This is a genomic window from Sphingomonas cavernae (assembly GCF_003590775.1).
In the GTDB taxonomy this organism is placed as follows: Bacteria; Pseudomonadota; Alphaproteobacteria; order Sphingomonadales; family Sphingomonadaceae; genus Sphingobium_A; species Sphingobium_A cavernae.
In genome coordinates, this window is the sequence record NZ_QYUM01000003.1 from 930522 (window position 1) to 946030 (window position 15509).

The window sequence follows — 15509 nt, forward strand, 5'->3', positions numbered from 1 at the left end:
CCGGCACATGGACGGCATCTACCGCTATCAGCGGCATATCTACGACCTGACGCGCAAATATTATCTGCTCGGGCGCGACCGGCTGATCGCGCGCCTGAACGTGCCGGTGGGCGGATCGGTGCTCGAAATCGGCTGCGGGACGGGGCGCAACCTGATCGCGGTCGCGCGCGCATGGCCGCACGCGCAATGCTTCGGCCTCGACATTTCGCCCGCGATGCTGGAAACCGCGACGGCTACCGTCGCGCGCGCCGGATTTGCCGGGCGGCTCGCGCTTGCGCAGGGTGACGCCACCGCATTCGTCCCAACGGCACTGTTCGGCCGCGCGGCGTTCGACCGGGTGTTCCTCTCCTACACGCTCTCGATGATCCCGGGCTGGCAGCGCGCCATCGGGGCGGCGTGCGATGCGCTTACCGAGAGCGGCACGCTTCACATCGTCGATTTCGGCCAGCAGGAACGGCTGCCGCGCACCTTTCGCATACTGCTCAGGGCATGGCTCTCGCGCTTCGACGTTAAGCCGCGAGCAGATTTGCCGAAGGTGCTCGCCGATGTCGCCGACGCGCGCGGCATGGTCCTCGAATTCACGCCGCTCTGGCGCGGCTATGCGTGGGAAGCCGTGCTCAGGAAGCCGAGGCGGGCTGTTTGATATCGGCCGCCCAGTCGATCGCGGCCTGTTGTTCGCCGGGTTCGAACGTCTTCAGCTCGATGAAGGGCAGCAACATGCCGGCGCCGTGGATCATCGTCCTGATCCATTGCTTGTCGGTCACCACCGCCTCGCGCTTGAAGCGGGTCCAGTCGCGGATATGGCCAAAGCCATAGCGCAGATCCTCGAGCGCCGCCTTGAAGGTGATGTCCTCAAAGCCCGTCAGATCGAGCATCACGGCGATGCGATCATGCGCCTTCAGCTTGGCGTCGACGTCCGCGATCAGACGGTCGAAATCCTCCTTGGTGAGCGTGCCCGAAATGGCATAGGCGCCCAGATGATCGGGCGACGGCAGGATTGTCAGCATGGCATACCTCCTGCCGCAGGAACGCCGCCCTGCCTGACGCGGTTCCGCGCGGCTTATTCGGCGTTTCGCGTCGCGGTGAAGGAAAAGGCGATGTCGACCCCGGCGGCGATCGCCTCGGTGTCTGCCCATTCGCCCTGGCCCACGCCAAAGGCGGTGCGGTCGATCCGGCTGGTGCCCGAGACGCTGGCCTTGTCTCCGTCTATGCGCAGCGTGAAGCGCAGCGTCGCCGGCTTGCTGATGCCGCGCAGATCGAGCGTGCCACGCGCTTCATAGCGATCGCCGTCACGGTGGCGAATATCGCGCGACGTGAACACCGCGCCGGGATGCGCCTCGGTGTTGAAGAAGTCGCTGCCCTTGAGTGCATCGTCGCGCTGGCCATCGCCCGTGCCCGCCGACGCGAGGTCGACGGTGACGCGGATGTTCGACTTGTCGAGCATATCGGGGCTGAACCTGATCGAGGCGCGCCAGCGCCCGAAGGTGCCGTTGATCGCCTCGCCGTTCCAGCGCGCGGTGAAGCCGAGCCGGCCGCCTTGGGCTATTGTCCAGTCGGCGAGCGGTTGTGCCTCCGCTACGGGCACCGCTTCCTGTACATTTTCGGCAGGGGCCTGAACAATTTCGGCCGGGGTGGGCGGTGCGACGGGCGCTGGTGTCACCGGCACCGCCGCGGGAGCAGCAGTCCGCGCGCGATCGGGAAAGGCCATCTTGCCGGCTGTGAGCCCCGCCAGAATGAGCAATAACGCGCCGATCGCGGCGGGGATCGCACGGCCGCGTGCGAAGGGGATCATCCGCTGGAGCTCGGGCTTGCCGAGCAGCCATTGATGGCGCAGCGCACCTGCGATGTGGAGCACGAACAACCCGACCGCGAGCCATGCCATGCTTTCGTGGATCACTTCGGCGGGGTCGTGAAGCGCGCGGCTAACGGGAAGATGCGGCAGGGGGATGACGCCGTAGAGCAGCGTCGGCACCTGGATCTTCGAGGTGGAGACGATCACCCAGCCGGCCAATGGACCGATGATCATGACCGCATAGAAAAGCCAGTGGACGATATTGGCGAGGGTGCGTGCCCATGCCGGGCCTTCGGAGGGCACCGGTCGCGGTACGGTGAAGCGGATGGCGAGCCGGATCAGCGTGAGCACCAGGATGGTGACGCCCACCGACTTGTGGAGTTGGTAGCGCTCGAAGAGTTCGGGGCTGTTGGGCCCCTCGAGCGCCCAGCCCAGCGAAATCTGGAAGGCGAGCGCGAGTGCGATCAGCCAGTGGAGCGTGATGGCGGCATAGCTGTAGCGGGTTGGCGGCACGGACACCTCTGATGGCGTGGCTTCCGTGTTGGTGAACAGCATAACCGGCTTCGGTACAAGCCGTTGTGGCTTACGCCGCCTTGCGCATCTCCAGCCGTTCCCAGATCTCGACAAGCGCCTGGGTGAGTTCGCGCATCATCGCTTCATTGTGCGCGGGACCCGGCGTGAAGCGCAGGCGCTCGGTGCCGCGTGGTACCGTGGGATAGTTGATCGGCTGCACGTAGACGCCATACTCGGCAAGCAGGATGTCGCTGATCTTCTTGGCCTTGACCGGATCGCCGACCATCAGCGGAACGATGTGCGTGGTCGAGGGCAGGACGGGAAGACCGGCTCCGGCGAACAAATCCTTCAGCATCTGCGCCGCGGCCTGCTGGCCGTCGCGCTCGACGCTCGAACTCTTCAAATGGCGGACCGCCGCAAGCACGCCCGCGACGAGTACGGGCGAGAGCGAGGTCGTGAAGATGAAACCCGGGGCGTACGAACGGATGACGTCGATGATCATCCGGTCGGCGGCGATATAGCCGCCCATGACGCCGAACGCCTTGCCCAGCGTGCCTTCGATGATCGTGACGCGGTGCGCGACCTCGTCACGCTCCGAAATGCCGCCGCCGCGCGGGCCGTACATGCCGACCGCGTGGACCTCGTCGAGATAGGTGAGCGCGTTATACTTGTCGGCGAGATCGCAGATCGCGGCGATCGGCGCGATATCGGCGTCCATCGAATAGACGCTTTCGAACGCGATAAGCTTGGGCGTCTCGGGATCCTCGGCCGCGAGCAGCTCCTCGAGATGTTCGAGGTCGTTGTGGCGGAAGACGCGCTTCTCGCAGCCCGAATTGCGGATGCCCGCGATCATCGAGGCGTGGTTGAGCGCGTCGGAAAAGATGATGCAGCCGGGCAGGATCTTGCCGAGCGTTGCGAGCGTCGCCTCGTTCGAGACATAGCCCGAGGTGAAGAGCAGCGCGCCCTCCTTGCCGTGCAAGTCGGCAAGCTCGTTCTCGAGGTCGATATGGTAGTGGGTGTTGCCGCCGATGTTGCGCGTGCCGCCCGAGCCGGCCCCGACGTCATGCAGCGCCTCTTCCATCGCGGCGATCACCTTGGGGTGCTGACCCATCGCGAGATAGTCGTTGGAGCACCAGACGGTGATCGGCTTGGGACCATTATGCCCCGCGAAACAGCGCGCATTCGGGTAGGCACCCTTGTTGCGCAGGATGTCGATGAAGACGCGGTAGCGGCCCTCGGCATGGAGCCGATCGATCGCCTGGCTAAATACGCGCTGATAATCCAATGCTCTGCCCTTCAGACTCTTGTCTGCCTCTGGCCCTTTTGGCCAGCCTTTACGCTTCGTGCCCCCCGAATGCCAGCGCGAACGGTTCGCAACAAGACGCGATTATTGCGATCAGAGTGGATGGGCGGATCGATCAGGCGCGAACCCCTCGACCCGCGCAACCCGGAACGGATGCGGACATGCTAACCAGCTCGCCTCTTGAGGGCCGGTGCGAGCATGCCGACATCGCGCCGGTAACGCTCGTAGTCCTCCCCAAACAGCCGCACGAGGTCACGCTCCTCATACTGGATGGCGATGAGCATGTAGATCGACATCCCCACCGCGAGCAGGAGGTGGCCCGCGCTCATCACCGGGGTTGCCCAAAAGGCGATGAAGAAGCCGCTATAGAGCGGATGCCGCACCATCTTGTAGAAGAAGGGCTGGCGGAACCTCGGTTCGGCGGGCGCCGCGTCGCGCAGATGCAGCCAGACCTGCTTCAGCCCGAACAACTCGAAATGACTGATCAGGAAGGTGCTCAGAAGCACGATGAGCCAGCCCAGGCCAAACAGTCCCCACAACACCGCTGCGCCCACCGGATTGTCGACGGTCCAGACGTTGGTCGTGATCGGTCGCCATAGTGCAAAGAGCAGGATGAGCACCAGACTTGCCACCAGCACATAGGTGCTGCGTTCGATCGGTTTGGGTACGATCCGCGTCCAGGCGCGTTTGAAGCCCTGTCGCGCCATGATCGAGTGCTGCAGGCCAAACAGCATGATGAGCAGGGCGTTCACGACGAGCGCTGGAGCCAGTTCGGAAGCGGGCCCCCGGTCTACCGTCCGCGGGACTGCGGGGAAATTCCCGACAAACGCGATCAGGTAAAGAAAGGTCGAAAAGAAGACGAGATACGCCACCACACCAAACAGCAGGTATAGCCCTCTGGCCATGATCCCCTCCATGTCGTCTGGTCGTTTCGCAGACTTATCACAGTTCGGGCGAGCACGCTAAACCTTCGGCACGCCGGCGTTAGCGGCTTGAATGGCCTAAAGTGTTTCGTCGAGCGTAAGCCCATAGCTGCGAAGCGCGGGCCGCATGGCTTCGAGATCGGGATTGGCGGCTGTGAAGACTATCGTCCCCGGACCAGGGGCGCCGGGCCATTGCTGGCCTTGCGTGAGAGAGGCGATCCGGCGCGCTATGCCTTCAGCCCCGTGGACGAAAGCGAGAGCGTGGGGCGAGGCGGCGGCAAGTTCGGCCTCGACCAAAGGAAAATGCGTGCACGCGAGGACGACGATATCGAGGCGATCGCCGCCGGGCTGGCCGGTCATACCCGTCATGGCGCGCGCGAAGATCGCCGGGTCGGGCGTTTCGCCGCGCAGTTTCGCTTCCGCGGCCTCGACCAGTTCGGCGGAGCCATGGCGCAGGACAAGGCAATCCGCCGCGAACCCGGCGGCGAGGTTGTCGACATAGGGTTGGCGAACGGTGGCGTCGGTGCCGAGCACGCCGATCACGCGGCTTTTGGACGCAAGCGCCGCGGGCTTGATCGCGGGGACGGTGCCGACGATCGGAAGCTCGAGCGCCGATCGGACGTGCGCGAGCGCGATCGTCGACGCGGTGTTGCACGCGATGACGATGATGCGCGGATGGTAGCGTTCCGCAAGTCGGCCCAGCAGCGCGGGAACGCGCGCCGCGATCTCCGCCTCGCTCTTGGTGCCGTAGGGAAAGCCCGCATTGTCCGCAGCATAGACGAACGGCGCATGCGGCAGCAGCGCGCGGGTTGGCGCCAGCACCGAAAGCCCGCCGACGCCGGAATCGAAGAACAGGATCGGGCGGGTGTCGGTCATCGCCGCTTCCCTAGAGCACTTCCCGAAAAAGTGGGAACCGGTTTTTCGGTCAGGAAGTGCTCCAGATATTGAGACGAGAGCCTTTCTTATCCGGCAAGGCGATTCCGCCTTGCCGGGAAAGGCTCGAGCAGCGTCCCGCGCGCGTGCAATTGCGCCGTACTGATCCAGATTGTTGCGAGAGCGCGATAATTGGCTATGGTCCGGCTCTGAAGAAAGGGCGGTGGACGCGATTGTGATTGGGGCACCCTGGATCGCGCCGGCGACGGCACTCATCATGGGCTATCTGCTCGGCTCGATCCCGTTCGGGCTGATCCTGACGCGCTACTTCGGCGCGGGCGATCTTCGCGCGATCGGATCGGGCAATATCGGCGCGACCAACGTGCTCAGGACAGGGCGCAAGGGGCTTGCCGCGGCAACGCTGCTGCTCGACGCCGCCAAGGGCGCTATCGCCGTCCTGATCGGCGCAGCGCTGGTCACCGGCGGGGGTGCGCTCGCCGCGGTCGGCGTGTTTTTCGGACATTTATATCCGGTCTGGCTCAATTTCCGGGGCGGCAAGGGGGTTGCCACCTTGTTCGGCATCGCGATAGCTGCCAACTGGATTTGCGGACTGATCTACGCCGTGATCTGGATAGGAGCGCTGGTGATCACCCGGACCTCCTCGCTTGGCGGCATGAGCGCGGCGATCGCGCTGCCCGTGGTTGCAGCCGTGATCGGGCGCTTCGATCTGGTCGTGCTGTTCCTGATCTTCACGTTGATGGTTTTGTGGAAACACCGCGAAAACATCATGCGACTGCTGGCGGGAACCGAGCCGCGCATTGGCGAGAGCAAGGATCCGGGCGAGGGTGGCTGACACCGAGCCGGCGCTGCGAGCGGAGGACGACCGGCTCGACCGGCTCCGCCTGATCCGCTCCGCCAATATCGGTCCCATTGGCTATGCGCAGTTGCTGGCGCGCTTCGGCACGCCCGCAGCCGCGCTCGATGCGATCCCCCGGCTTGCTGCGCGTGGTGGCGGACGGGTGCCGCGCATTGCCGATGCGGCGGGTGTCGCAGACGAAATTCGCGCGGTCGAGCGCCTCGGCGCGCGCTATCTGTTTCGCGGTCAGGGCCTGTACCCACGATTGCTGGGTGAACTTGAAGATGCACCGCCGGCGCTGATCGTGCGCGGCAAGCTCACGCTTCTCGACAGGCCCGCGATCGCGATCGTCGGCGCGCGCAACGCTTCGGCTGCGGCGTGCCGCTTCGCGCGGCAACTCGCGCACGAACTTGCCGGGGAGGGGATGCTGGTCGTCTCCGGCCTCGCGCGCGGCATCGACACCGCAGCGCATGTCGGATCGCTGGGCTTTGGAACCGCGGGCGTGATCGCAAGCGGGATCGATATCGCCTTTCCGCCCGAAAATGCCGAGCTTCAGGAGCAGATCGCGCGCGATGGACTGCTGATCGCTGAACAGCCGCCGGGACGCGAGCCGCTGGCACGGCATTTCCCGTCGCGCAACCGGATCATCGCAGGCATGGCGCAGGGGAGGGTGGTGGTCGAGGCGGCGCCCCGCTCGGGCTCGCTCATCACGGCGCGACTTGCCAATGAGGCGGGACGCGAGGTGATGGCGGTACCCGGATCGCCGCTCGATCCGCGCGCCCAGGGCTGCAACCTCCTGATCCGCGAGGGGGCGACGCTCGTCCAGTCCGCGGCCGACGTAATCGAGGCGATCCGGCCCCTCGACGGGCGGATCGTGGCGCAGGGCGCACTGGGTTATGATGGCCCCCCGACCGATCACGACGCGAGTGAGAGTGAGCGGCGGATCGTGACGAGTCTGCTCGGCCCCGTACCGGTGAGCATAGATGAGATCATTCGGCAGGCTGACATGCCCCCCGCCATCGTCCAGACCGTGCTGCTCGAACTCGAGCTGGCCGGGCGGCTCGACCGTCACGCAGGAGGCCGTGTGAGCATCATCGTCTGATTGCCTCTTGACGCCTGCCCCACTACCTCACCAGCCTCACGCGTATACGCGTAACAGGGATCAGAACCACTTCCATGCAGCTTGTCATCGTCGAATCGCCCGCCAAGGCGAAGACCATCGAGAAATATCTGGGCGGCGATTTCCGCGTGCTCGCCTCCTATGGCCATATCCGCGACCTGCCTCCCAAGGACGGCTCGGTAGACCCCGATGAGGGGTTCGCGATGCAGTGGGAGAATTACGCCGACAAGGGCAAGCAGCTCAAGGCCATCGCTGACGAGGCGAAGAAGGCCGACCGCCTGATCCTCGCGACCGACCCTGATCGCGAGGGCGAAGCGATTTCGTGGCACGTGCAGGAAGTGCTGCGCGCGAAAAAGGCGCTGCCACAAAAGGTTGACCGCGTTACCTTCAACGCGATCACAAAGGCGGCGGTGACCGATGCGATGAAGGCGCCGCGCGCGCTCGACGAGGATCTGATCGACGCATACCGGGCGCGCCGTGCGCTCGACTATCTGGTCGGCTTTACGCTTTCGCCCGTGCTGTGGCGCAAGCTGCCCGGCGCGAAATCGGCGGGGCGCGTGCAGTCGGTCGCGCTCAGGCTGGTGGTGGACCGCGAGCGCGAGATCGAACTGTTCAGACCCCAGGAATATTGGTCGGTCTTCGCCGATATGGAGCAGGACGGGCAGGGCTTCATTGCGCGGCTCGTACGCTTTCAGGGCGAGAAGATCGACCGGCTGACGATCGGCAATGCGGGCGATGCTGAGAAAGCCAAACAGGCCGTAGAGGCGGGGCGCTTCAGCGTCGCTTCGGTCGAGACCAAGCCGCTCACGCGCAATCCGCCGCCGCCCTTCACCACCTCGACCCTGCAGCAGGAGGCCGCGCGCAAGCTCGGCTTCTCGGCGAGCCACACGATGCGCGTGGCGCAGGCGCTCTACGAGGACGGCGCGATCACCTATATGCGTACCGATGGCGTCCAGATGGACGGCAGCGCGATCTCCGCGGCGCGCAAGGCGGTCGCCGATCGTTATGACGGCAGTTATGTGCCCGACAAGCCGCGTCAGTACACGACAAAGGCCAAGAACGCGCAGGAAGCGCACGAGGCGATCCGGCCCACCGATTTCTCGAAGGACAAGGCCGGCTCGGGCGATCATGCGCGGCTTTACGACCTGATCTGGAAGCGCGCTCTGGCAAGCCAGATGGCCTCCGCGCGGCTCGAACGCACCACGGTCGAGATGACCGACGGGACGGGTCAGACCGCGCTGCGCGCAACGGGGCAGGTCGTGCTCTTCCCCGGCTTCCTCGCGCTCTACGAAGAGGGCCGCGACGATCAGGAAGACGAGGACAGCCGCCGCCTGCCGCGCATGGCCGAGGGCGACGCGCCCGCGAAGAAGGCGGTGCATTCGGAACAGCATTTCACCCAGCCCCCGCCACGCTTCTCCGAGGCGAGCCTCGTCAAGAAGATGGAGGAACTGGGGATCGGGCGTCCGTCGACCTATGCGTCGACACTGCAGACATTGAAGGACCGCAATTACGTCCGCATCGAGAAGAACCGCTTCTTCGCCGAGGAGAGCGGGCGGCTGGTGACGGCGTTCCTCGAACGCTTCTTCGAACGCTATGTGAGCTATGATTACACCGCGGGTCTCGAGGAGGAACTCGACGAAATTTCGGGCGGCCGCGCGCAGTGGCAGGCGGTGCTTGAGGCGTTCTGGAAGGATTTCAAGCCCAAGACCGCGCAGGTGATGGAGCAGAAGCCGTCGGACATCACCGCAGCGCTCGACACATTTCTTGAGCCCTTCCTGTTCCCCGACAAGGGCGACGGCAGCGATCCCCGGCTCTGCCCCAATTGCGGCGAGGGCCGGCTGGGGCTGCGCGGCGGGCGCTTCGGCGCGTTCGTGGCGTGCTCCAACTATCCGGAGTGCAAATATACGCGCCGTTTCGCGCAGGGCGGCGGCGAAGGGGAGAATGGCGACGCCGGTCCGGCCGAACTGGGCGAAGATCCGGTGACGGGCGAAAAGGTGACGCAGCGCTCGGGGCGCTTCGGGCCCTATATCCAGCTCGGCGAGGGCAAGGACGCCAAGCGCGCCTCGATCCCCAAGGACGTGCCGGGCGAGGATTTCGGGATCGAATGGGCGCTCAAGCTGCTGTCGCTGCCGCGCACGATCGGCGACCATCCCGAAAGCGGAAAGCCGATCACCGCGAGCATCGGTCGCTACGGCCCCTATCTGGCACATGACGGCAAATATGCGCGGCTGCAATCGACCACCGAGGTGTTCGAGACGGGCATGAACGCGGCCGTCGTCAAGCTCGCCGAGGCGGCCAGCGGCGGCGGACGCCGTCAGGGCTCGCGCGAACCGCTGAAGGTGCTGGGCGCGCATCCGCGCACCGAGCTTGAGATCAAGCTGATGGAAGGGCGCTTCGGCCCCTATGTGACCGACGGCACCACCAACGCGACGCTCCCCAAGACGCTCGCGCCCGACCAGTTGACGCTGGAAGAGGCGGCGCAACTGATCGACGATCGCGCGGCGAAGGGGCCTACCAAGGGCAAGAAGAAGCCCGCGGCGAAGAAGGCGCCTGCGAAGAAGGTACCGGCCAAGAAGGCCGCGCCGAAAAAGGCGGCTGCGAAGAAGAAGGCGGAGTGACCGGGACGGCGGGCTGGGGCGCTTAAATCGTCACCAGCCTGTCGTCGCCGAGCGATGAGAGCAGGCCGACGAGCCCGCCCGCCTCGATGTCCGGGCCGAGTGCTTCGGCGTCGAGAGATGCGAGCGCTAGGCCCGTCTGGCAGGCGATCAGGCGGACGCCCATTGCGCCGCATTCCTCGACAAGCTGCGCGAGCGTGGGAAGGCCAGCCGCAGCATAGCGCGCATCATCGGGGCATACATGCGGTGGAGCGGCCAGCGCGACCGCATCGGCGTGGAGATAGACGCGCGTGGGTGCATCGGTCGCGGCATTGGCGGCTGCGATCGAGAGCGCCGCGTGAAAGCACGACGGATCTGCGCTGGTGACGATGATGGTCAGGCCGCGCATGCCGGGCATCCGGGATCCTTTGGCAAATTGAGCGTGCGGAACCGGAACGATAGCGCGTCGACGAGCAGCAGCTTGCCCGCGCTGTCCTCGCCAAAGCCCGTAATCGCGCGGATCGCCTCCAACGCGGCGAGGCTGCCCATGACGCCGGTCAGCGCGCCGAGCACGCCCTGATCGGCGCAGCTCACATCGGGTCGGTCGGGATCATGGCCCACAAAGCAGCGATAGCAGGGCTTGTCGATCTCCCAACCGCGATAGGTGGCGAGCTGCCCCTCGAACTGGCCGACCGCGGCTGAGACGAGCGGGATGCGCAGCTTGAGCGCGGCGTCGGCGACGGCGAGGCGCGTCGTGAAATTGTCGCAGCCGTCGAGGACGACATCGACGCCGGCGAGCAGCATTTCGGCATTGTCGGTGGTGATGCGCTCTTGCCGGAGCGTCAGCGCGACATCGGGGGTCAGGCGCGCGACGGCGTCGGCTGCAGCCTCGACCTTGGGGCGGTCGATATCGGCGGTGGCGAACAGGGTCTGGCGCTGAAGGTTGGAGAGCGAGACTGTGTCGTCATCGATCAGCGTCAACCGGCCTACGCCCGCGGCGGCGAGATACTGGATCGCGGGCGATCCGATCCCGCCCGCGCCGATCAGCGCGATATGGGCGGACAGCAGTTTCGCCTGACCCTGTCCGCCAATCTCCTTGAGGATGATGTGGCGGGCATAACGGTCAAGCTGGGTGTCGGAGAGGTTCATCACGCGATCCGGTTCATACCCGTTCGTGTCGAGCGAAGTCGAGACACGTCTGACGCTTGTGCTGACGTCCCTCGGCTACGCTCGGGATGAACGGTGTGCCTTACCCCTGGAGCGCGTGGACGCCCGTCGAGCCGAAGCCGCCCGCGCCGCGCGCGGTGTCGTCAAGTTCCTCGACCTCGGCGAAGACAGCGCGCTGGACCTTTGCGGGGACGAGCTGCGCGATGCGTTCGCCGCGGCGGACCTCGAAGGACTCGCTGCCGTGGTTGATCATGATCACCTTCATCTCGCCGCGATAATCCGCGTCGATCGTGCCGGGCGTATTGGGCATGCTGATCCCGTGCTTGAGCGCTAGCCCCGAGCGCGGGCGCACCTGCACCTCATAGCCCTCAGGGATAGCGATCGCGAAGCCGGTAGCCACAGCATGACGGCCGCCGGGGGCGAGCGTCACGTCCTCGGCCGAGACGATATCCATGCCCGCGGCATGTTCGGTGGCATAGTGGGGGAGGGGCAGGCCCTCGCCATGAGGCAGGCGCTTGAGCGCGATCGAGATGGTCATTTTCGCCTTTCGAGAATCGTATCGAGGGCATAGCGGCCCGCGCCCTGAGTCGCAAAGAGCAAGCCAAGCCCGACGAGGACGATTGCGGGCCACCATTCGCGAAAGCTTTGGTTCCAGTGGACCATGACGACGGCGACGATGAAGTTGAAGGCGAGCAGCAGCCCGGCCCAGCGCGTGAACATCCCGAGGATCAGCGCGATGCCGATCAGGAACTGCGCCCAGACCGAAAGCGGCGCCATGAATTCGGGCGCGGCGAAATTGTTGACCTTCAGGAAGCCGACGAACTCGGCCATGCGCCCGGCGCTGGCGATATTGTCCCAGACGCCGTAGATCAGGAAGCTGCCGGTGAGCCAGCGGAGCGCAAGGAGCGCGAGATCGGTGAAACGGGCAAGCGGAGTGAGCAGCAGCAGGTCACGGTTCATCGGTCTTCCCCCTTTGTCGCGCCCGTCAATCCTCCTTGAGCGCAGCGGCGATGCGTTCGGCAATCCTCATAGCGACGACGTCCTTGGGCTGGTCGTCCCAGCTCTCGACGCCGTTTCCGGTCACGATATGGACGCGGTTTCGGTCGCCTCCCATCACGTCACCCGAGACATCGTTGGCGATGATCCAGTCGGCGCCCTTGCGCGCACGCTTCGTCTCGGCATGCGCGAGCACGTCATTGGTCTCTGCGGCAAAGCCGACGAGCAGACGGGGGCGCTTGTCGGAGCGCGCGAGCGTGGCAAGGATGTCGGGATTTTCGGTGAGCGTCAGCGTCGGGGCGGTTTGATCCTCAGCCTTCTTGATCTTGGTTTCTGCCGCTGCCTCGGTGCGCCAGTCGGCGACCGCGGCGACCATCACCGCGGCATCGGCAGGAAGTGCGTTGTCGACGGCGGTCGCCATCTCGCGCGCCGTCTCAATATCGATCCGGTCTACGCCCGCCGGGGTGATGAGATCGACGGGGCCGGAGACGAGCGTCACGCGCCCGCCAAGCATCGCAAGCGCGCCCGCAATCGCAAAGCCCTGCTTTCCCGACGAGCGGTTGGCGATATAGCGCACGGGGTCGATCGGCTCATGCGTCGGGCCGGCGGTGACGAGGATATGGCGCCCGGCGAGCGGCAGCGATGCTTTGGGCTTCGCTGGCGCGGTGAAGCCGCCGAAATGCGCGCGGATCGCTTCCATGATCGCCTCGGGCTCGGGAAGGCGGCCGGGGCCGAATTCGCCGCACGCCATCGGACCTTCGTCGGGATGGAGCACGATCACGCCGTCATCGCGCAGTCGCTTCACATTGCGCTGCGTGGCGGCATGCCCCCACATGCGCACGTTCATCGCGGGAACGGCCATCACGCGCTTGTCGGTCGCGAGCAACAGCGTCGCGGCAAGGCTGTCCGAAATGCCATTGGCCATCTTCGCCAGCAGATCGGCGGTGGCGGGGCAGACGATAACGAGATCGGCCTCGCGGCTAAGGCGGATATGCCCCATCTCGGCCTCGTTCTTGAGATCCCACAGGCTGGTGTGGACGGGTTGTTCGGAAAGCGCCGCAAGCGTCATCGGCGTGATGAACTGTGCGCCGCCATCGGTGAGCACGCAGCGCACCGACATGCCCGCCTTGCGGATCAGACGGATGAGTTCGCACGACTTGTAGGCAGCTATGCCGCCGCCGACGATGAGGAGGATCCGTTTGCCTTGCATAGCTCAATAACCCGTCAACAGCATGTCCAGCGCGTTCATGATTTCACCATGTCGATCAGCCAGCGAGGTAACCGGCCTGTCCAGAATTTTCACGGGGACCGCCAAGGCAAGTTGCGTTACCATAACGACTTTCTCGCCATTTACATCGAATATCGGGTGAAGGCGCGTTGCCGCCTTGGCGCCCGAGGCGGGCAGCAGCGGCACCGTGAAGCGCGTGTCAAAATCGCCGAGGAGATCAGCCTGACAATCCAGCAGATAGCCAGAGCCGTCCGGCGCTGTGTAGACATCGAACCGCGCCATCAGAACCGACGATAACGCGCGAGCGGCAGGCCGTGCTCTTCAACATAGCCGTTCCAATACTCGATCGCCTCGCGGTTCTCTTCCAGCCATTGATCTGCCCGAGTCTTCGCCACCTGTTCCTCCAGCCCGCGCTCGCAGGCTTGGGAAATGTTGACGTTGAGTCGTTTTGCTTCCTCGATCAGTTCAGCGCTGAGCGACACATTGGTTGCGCGCTTCTGTGCGGCATTCGTGCGGGCCATGGTGTCCTCGTCAGTTATGCGCATAAGATATGCGCATAGGCGTTTGGGTCAAGCCCAACCCGAAAGCGCCATCGCCGCGGCCGCGCCGGCCGCGGCCGCCAGCACGGCCACCACCGCGTAACGCCAGCCGCCGCCGATGCGGATCACCTCGATCTCCTTGAGCGGCGGGGAGGGAGGCGCGGCGCCCAGCGGCGGGAATTCGGCCTCGATGCGGCGGATCAGGTCGGGAAGCCGGCGCAGCGTCCGGAAATCGAGGATCAGCCGGTCGGCGATCGCGGCCTCGGGCCCAAGCTCGGTGCGCATCCATTCCTGAACGAAGGGCCCGGAGGTTTCCCACATGTTGATGTCGGGATCGAGCGAGTGCGCGACACCCTCCACCATCACCATCGTCTTCTGGAGGAGGAGCAGGTGCGGCTGGGTCTGCATGTCGAAATCGCGCGTGATCGCGAAGAGCCCGTCGAGCATCTGGCCGATAGAGACGTCTTTCACGGGAAGCCCGCGGATCGGCTCGCCGACTGCGCGCAGCGCGGTGGTGAACTCGTCGACATTGTGGTGCGGCGGGACATAGCCCGCCTCGAAATGGATCTCGGCGACGCGGCGGTAATTCGCGGTCAGCAGGCCATAGAGGATTTCGGCAAGCCAGACGCGCGCCTGACGGTTGATCCGGCCCATGATGCCGAAATCGATCGCGCCGATATCGCCGTTGGAGAGAACGAACAGATTGCCCTGGTGGAGATCGGCATGGAAGAACCCTTCCGAGATCGCCTGGCGCAGAAAAGCGCGGACAAGACGCCCCGCTATCGCCTTGGGGTCGTGACCCGCAGCGATCAGGTCTTCGCGCTTCGAAAGCTTGATGCCGTCGAGCCATTCGAGCGTCATCACGCGCCGTGCGGTGCGCTGCCAGTCGATCGCGGGGACATGATAGCCCGGCTCGGCCTCCATCGCCTCGGCGAGTTCGGAGGCCGATGCAGCCTCGCGGCGCAGATCGAGCTCGCGCAGCGTCCACTGCCGGAAGGTCGCGATGACGAGGCGCGGGCGCAGCCGTGCGAGCTCGCCGCCGATCGCCTCGGCCTGCGCAGCCGCCCATTCATAGGTCTCAAGCGCCTCGGCGAATTCTTCCTCAATTCCCGGGCGCAGCACCTTCACCGCTACCGTATGTCCGTCGGTCGTGACCGCCTTGTGGACCTGCGCGATCGAGGCTGCGCCAACGGGATCGGGATCGATGCTCTGGAACAGCGCCTCGATCGGCTTCCCCAGCGATTCCTCGATGCTCTGCCGGATCAGTTCGAAGGGGGCCGGGGGCAGTGCGTCCTGCAGACGCAGCAGGTCCATCGCCGCGTGCTCGCCGACCAGATCGGGGCGCGTCGCGAGCGACTGGCCGAGCTTGATCGCGGCAGGGCCGATTGCCTGAAAGGCCTCGGAATAATTGGGCTGTTTGGGGACGCGCGCGCCGAAACGCGCGAGCCGCATCAGCCGGCGCACGCGCGGCGGGGTCAGTGGATCGCGCTCGATCCCGCGCAGCGCGCCGTGACGTGCGAGCGTCCGTCCCCATTTGAGCAGGCGCCAGGTGTGGACGACGGGGTGGGTCATGCAGATGTACCCCGGCGAAGGAGTATCGGGTCG

General features: G+C 65.4%; 17 protein-coding genes. 4 read left to right on the forward strand and 13 right to left on the reverse strand.

Annotated features, from left to right (window positions below):
* Window positions 1-7: 7 nt before the first annotated feature.
* Complete coding sequence (locus tag D3876_RS12075; RefSeq protein ID WP_119762493.1) at window positions 8-643, forward strand: class I SAM-dependent methyltransferase; 636 nt, start codon at window positions 8-10, stop codon at window positions 641-643.
* On the opposite strand, the gene D3876_RS12080 is transcribed toward D3876_RS12075, so the two are convergent.
* The 5 genes from D3876_RS12080 to murI all read right to left on the reverse strand — a co-directional run bounded on the left by D3876_RS12080 (window position 618) and on the right by murI (window position 5407).
* Window positions 618-1007, reverse strand: a complete 390-nt coding sequence (locus tag D3876_RS12080; protein ID WP_119762495.1) for a SpoIIAA family protein — start codon at window positions 1005-1007, stop codon at window positions 618-620. The genes D3876_RS12075 and D3876_RS12080 overlap by 26 nt on opposite strands.
* Before the next feature lie 53 nt (window positions 1008-1060).
* On the reverse strand, window positions 1061-2305 hold the full coding sequence (locus D3876_RS12085) for a YceI family protein (protein ID WP_119763789.1): 1245 nt from the start codon (window positions 2303-2305) through the stop codon (window positions 1061-1063).
* Between the two features lie 70 nt (window positions 2306-2375).
* Entirely contained in the window at window positions 2376-3590 is a 1215-nt protein-coding gene (gene hemA, locus D3876_RS12090; RefSeq protein ID WP_119762497.1) for a 5-aminolevulinate synthase, read from the reverse strand.
* 182 nt (window positions 3591-3772) lie between these two features.
* Window positions 3773-4513, reverse strand: a complete 741-nt coding sequence (gene mddA / locus D3876_RS12095) for a methanethiol S-methyltransferase (RefSeq protein ID WP_119762499.1) — start codon at window positions 4511-4513, stop codon at window positions 3773-3775.
* Between the two features lie 96 nt (window positions 4514-4609).
* Window positions 4610-5407, reverse strand: coding sequence for a glutamate racemase (gene murI / locus D3876_RS12100; protein ID WP_119762501.1), 798 nt, complete (start codon window positions 5405-5407; stop codon window positions 4610-4612).
* Between the two features lie 274 nt (window positions 5408-5681).
* Between murI and plsY the strand changes: the two genes are divergently transcribed.
* The 3 genes from plsY (at window position 5682) to topA (ending at window position 9998) form a co-directional block, all read left to right on the forward strand.
* Window positions 5682-6257 carry a glycerol-3-phosphate 1-O-acyltransferase PlsY gene (plsY, locus tag D3876_RS12105; protein ID WP_119763791.1) on the forward strand — a complete coding sequence of 192 codons (576 nt, stop codon included), beginning with the start codon at window positions 5682-5684 and terminating at the stop codon, window positions 6255-6257.
* Window positions 6250-7362 (forward strand): DNA-processing protein DprA, encoded by a 1113-nt coding sequence (gene dprA / locus D3876_RS12110; protein WP_119762503.1) that lies wholly within the window; start codon window positions 6250-6252, stop codon window positions 7360-7362. The genes plsY and dprA overlap by 8 nt, the downstream gene beginning before the upstream one ends.
* 74 nt (window positions 7363-7436) lie before the next feature.
* Window positions 7437-9998 carry a type I DNA topoisomerase gene (gene topA / locus D3876_RS12115; RefSeq protein ID WP_119762505.1) on the forward strand — a complete coding sequence of 854 codons (2562 nt, stop codon included), beginning with the start codon at window positions 7437-7439 and terminating at the stop codon, window positions 9996-9998.
* A 22-nt stretch (window positions 9999-10020) separates the two neighbouring features.
* Here topA and D3876_RS12120 read toward each other — a convergent pair whose 3' ends face one another.
* The 8 genes from D3876_RS12120 to ubiB form a co-directional block, all read right to left on the reverse strand.
* Complete coding sequence (locus tag D3876_RS12120; RefSeq protein WP_119762507.1) at window positions 10021-10392, reverse strand: DsrE family protein; 372 nt, start codon at window positions 10390-10392, stop codon at window positions 10021-10023.
* A complete protein-coding gene (locus D3876_RS12125) occupies window positions 10371-11123 on the reverse strand; it encodes a HesA/MoeB/ThiF family protein (RefSeq protein WP_119762509.1) in 753 nt (250 codons plus the stop codon). Before D3876_RS12125 ends, D3876_RS12120 begins: the two co-directional genes overlap by 22 nt.
* Window positions 11124-11223: 100 nt before the next feature.
* Window positions 11224-11679 (reverse strand): dUTP diphosphatase, encoded by a 456-nt coding sequence (gene dut / locus D3876_RS12130; RefSeq protein ID WP_119762511.1) that lies wholly within the window; start codon window positions 11677-11679, stop codon window positions 11224-11226.
* Entirely contained in the window at window positions 11676-12101 is a 426-nt protein-coding gene (locus D3876_RS12135; RefSeq protein ID WP_119762513.1) for a DoxX family protein, read from the reverse strand. Before D3876_RS12135 ends, dut begins: the two co-directional genes overlap by 4 nt.
* A gap of 25 nt (window positions 12102-12126) precedes the next feature.
* A complete protein-coding gene (coaBC, locus tag D3876_RS12140) occupies window positions 12127-13347 on the reverse strand; it encodes a bifunctional phosphopantothenoylcysteine decarboxylase/phosphopantothenate--cysteine ligase CoaBC (protein WP_119762515.1) in 1221 nt (406 codons plus the stop codon).
* A 3-nt stretch (window positions 13348-13350) separates the two neighbouring features.
* Entirely contained in the window at window positions 13351-13647 is a 297-nt protein-coding gene (locus D3876_RS12145; RefSeq protein WP_119762517.1) for a CcdB family protein, read from the reverse strand.
* The gene (locus D3876_RS12150) at window positions 13647-13886 is read right to left on the reverse strand and encodes a type II toxin-antitoxin system CcdA family antitoxin (RefSeq protein ID WP_119762519.1); all 240 of its coding nucleotides are present in this window, start codon (window positions 13884-13886) and stop codon (window positions 13647-13649) included. The genes D3876_RS12145 and D3876_RS12150 overlap by 1 nt, the downstream gene beginning before the upstream one ends.
* 48 nt (window positions 13887-13934) lie before the next feature.
* Window positions 13935-15476, reverse strand: coding sequence for a 2-polyprenylphenol 6-hydroxylase (gene ubiB, locus D3876_RS12155; protein ID WP_119762521.1), 1542 nt, complete (start codon window positions 15474-15476; stop codon window positions 13935-13937).
* Window positions 15477-15509: the final 33 nt, after the last annotated feature.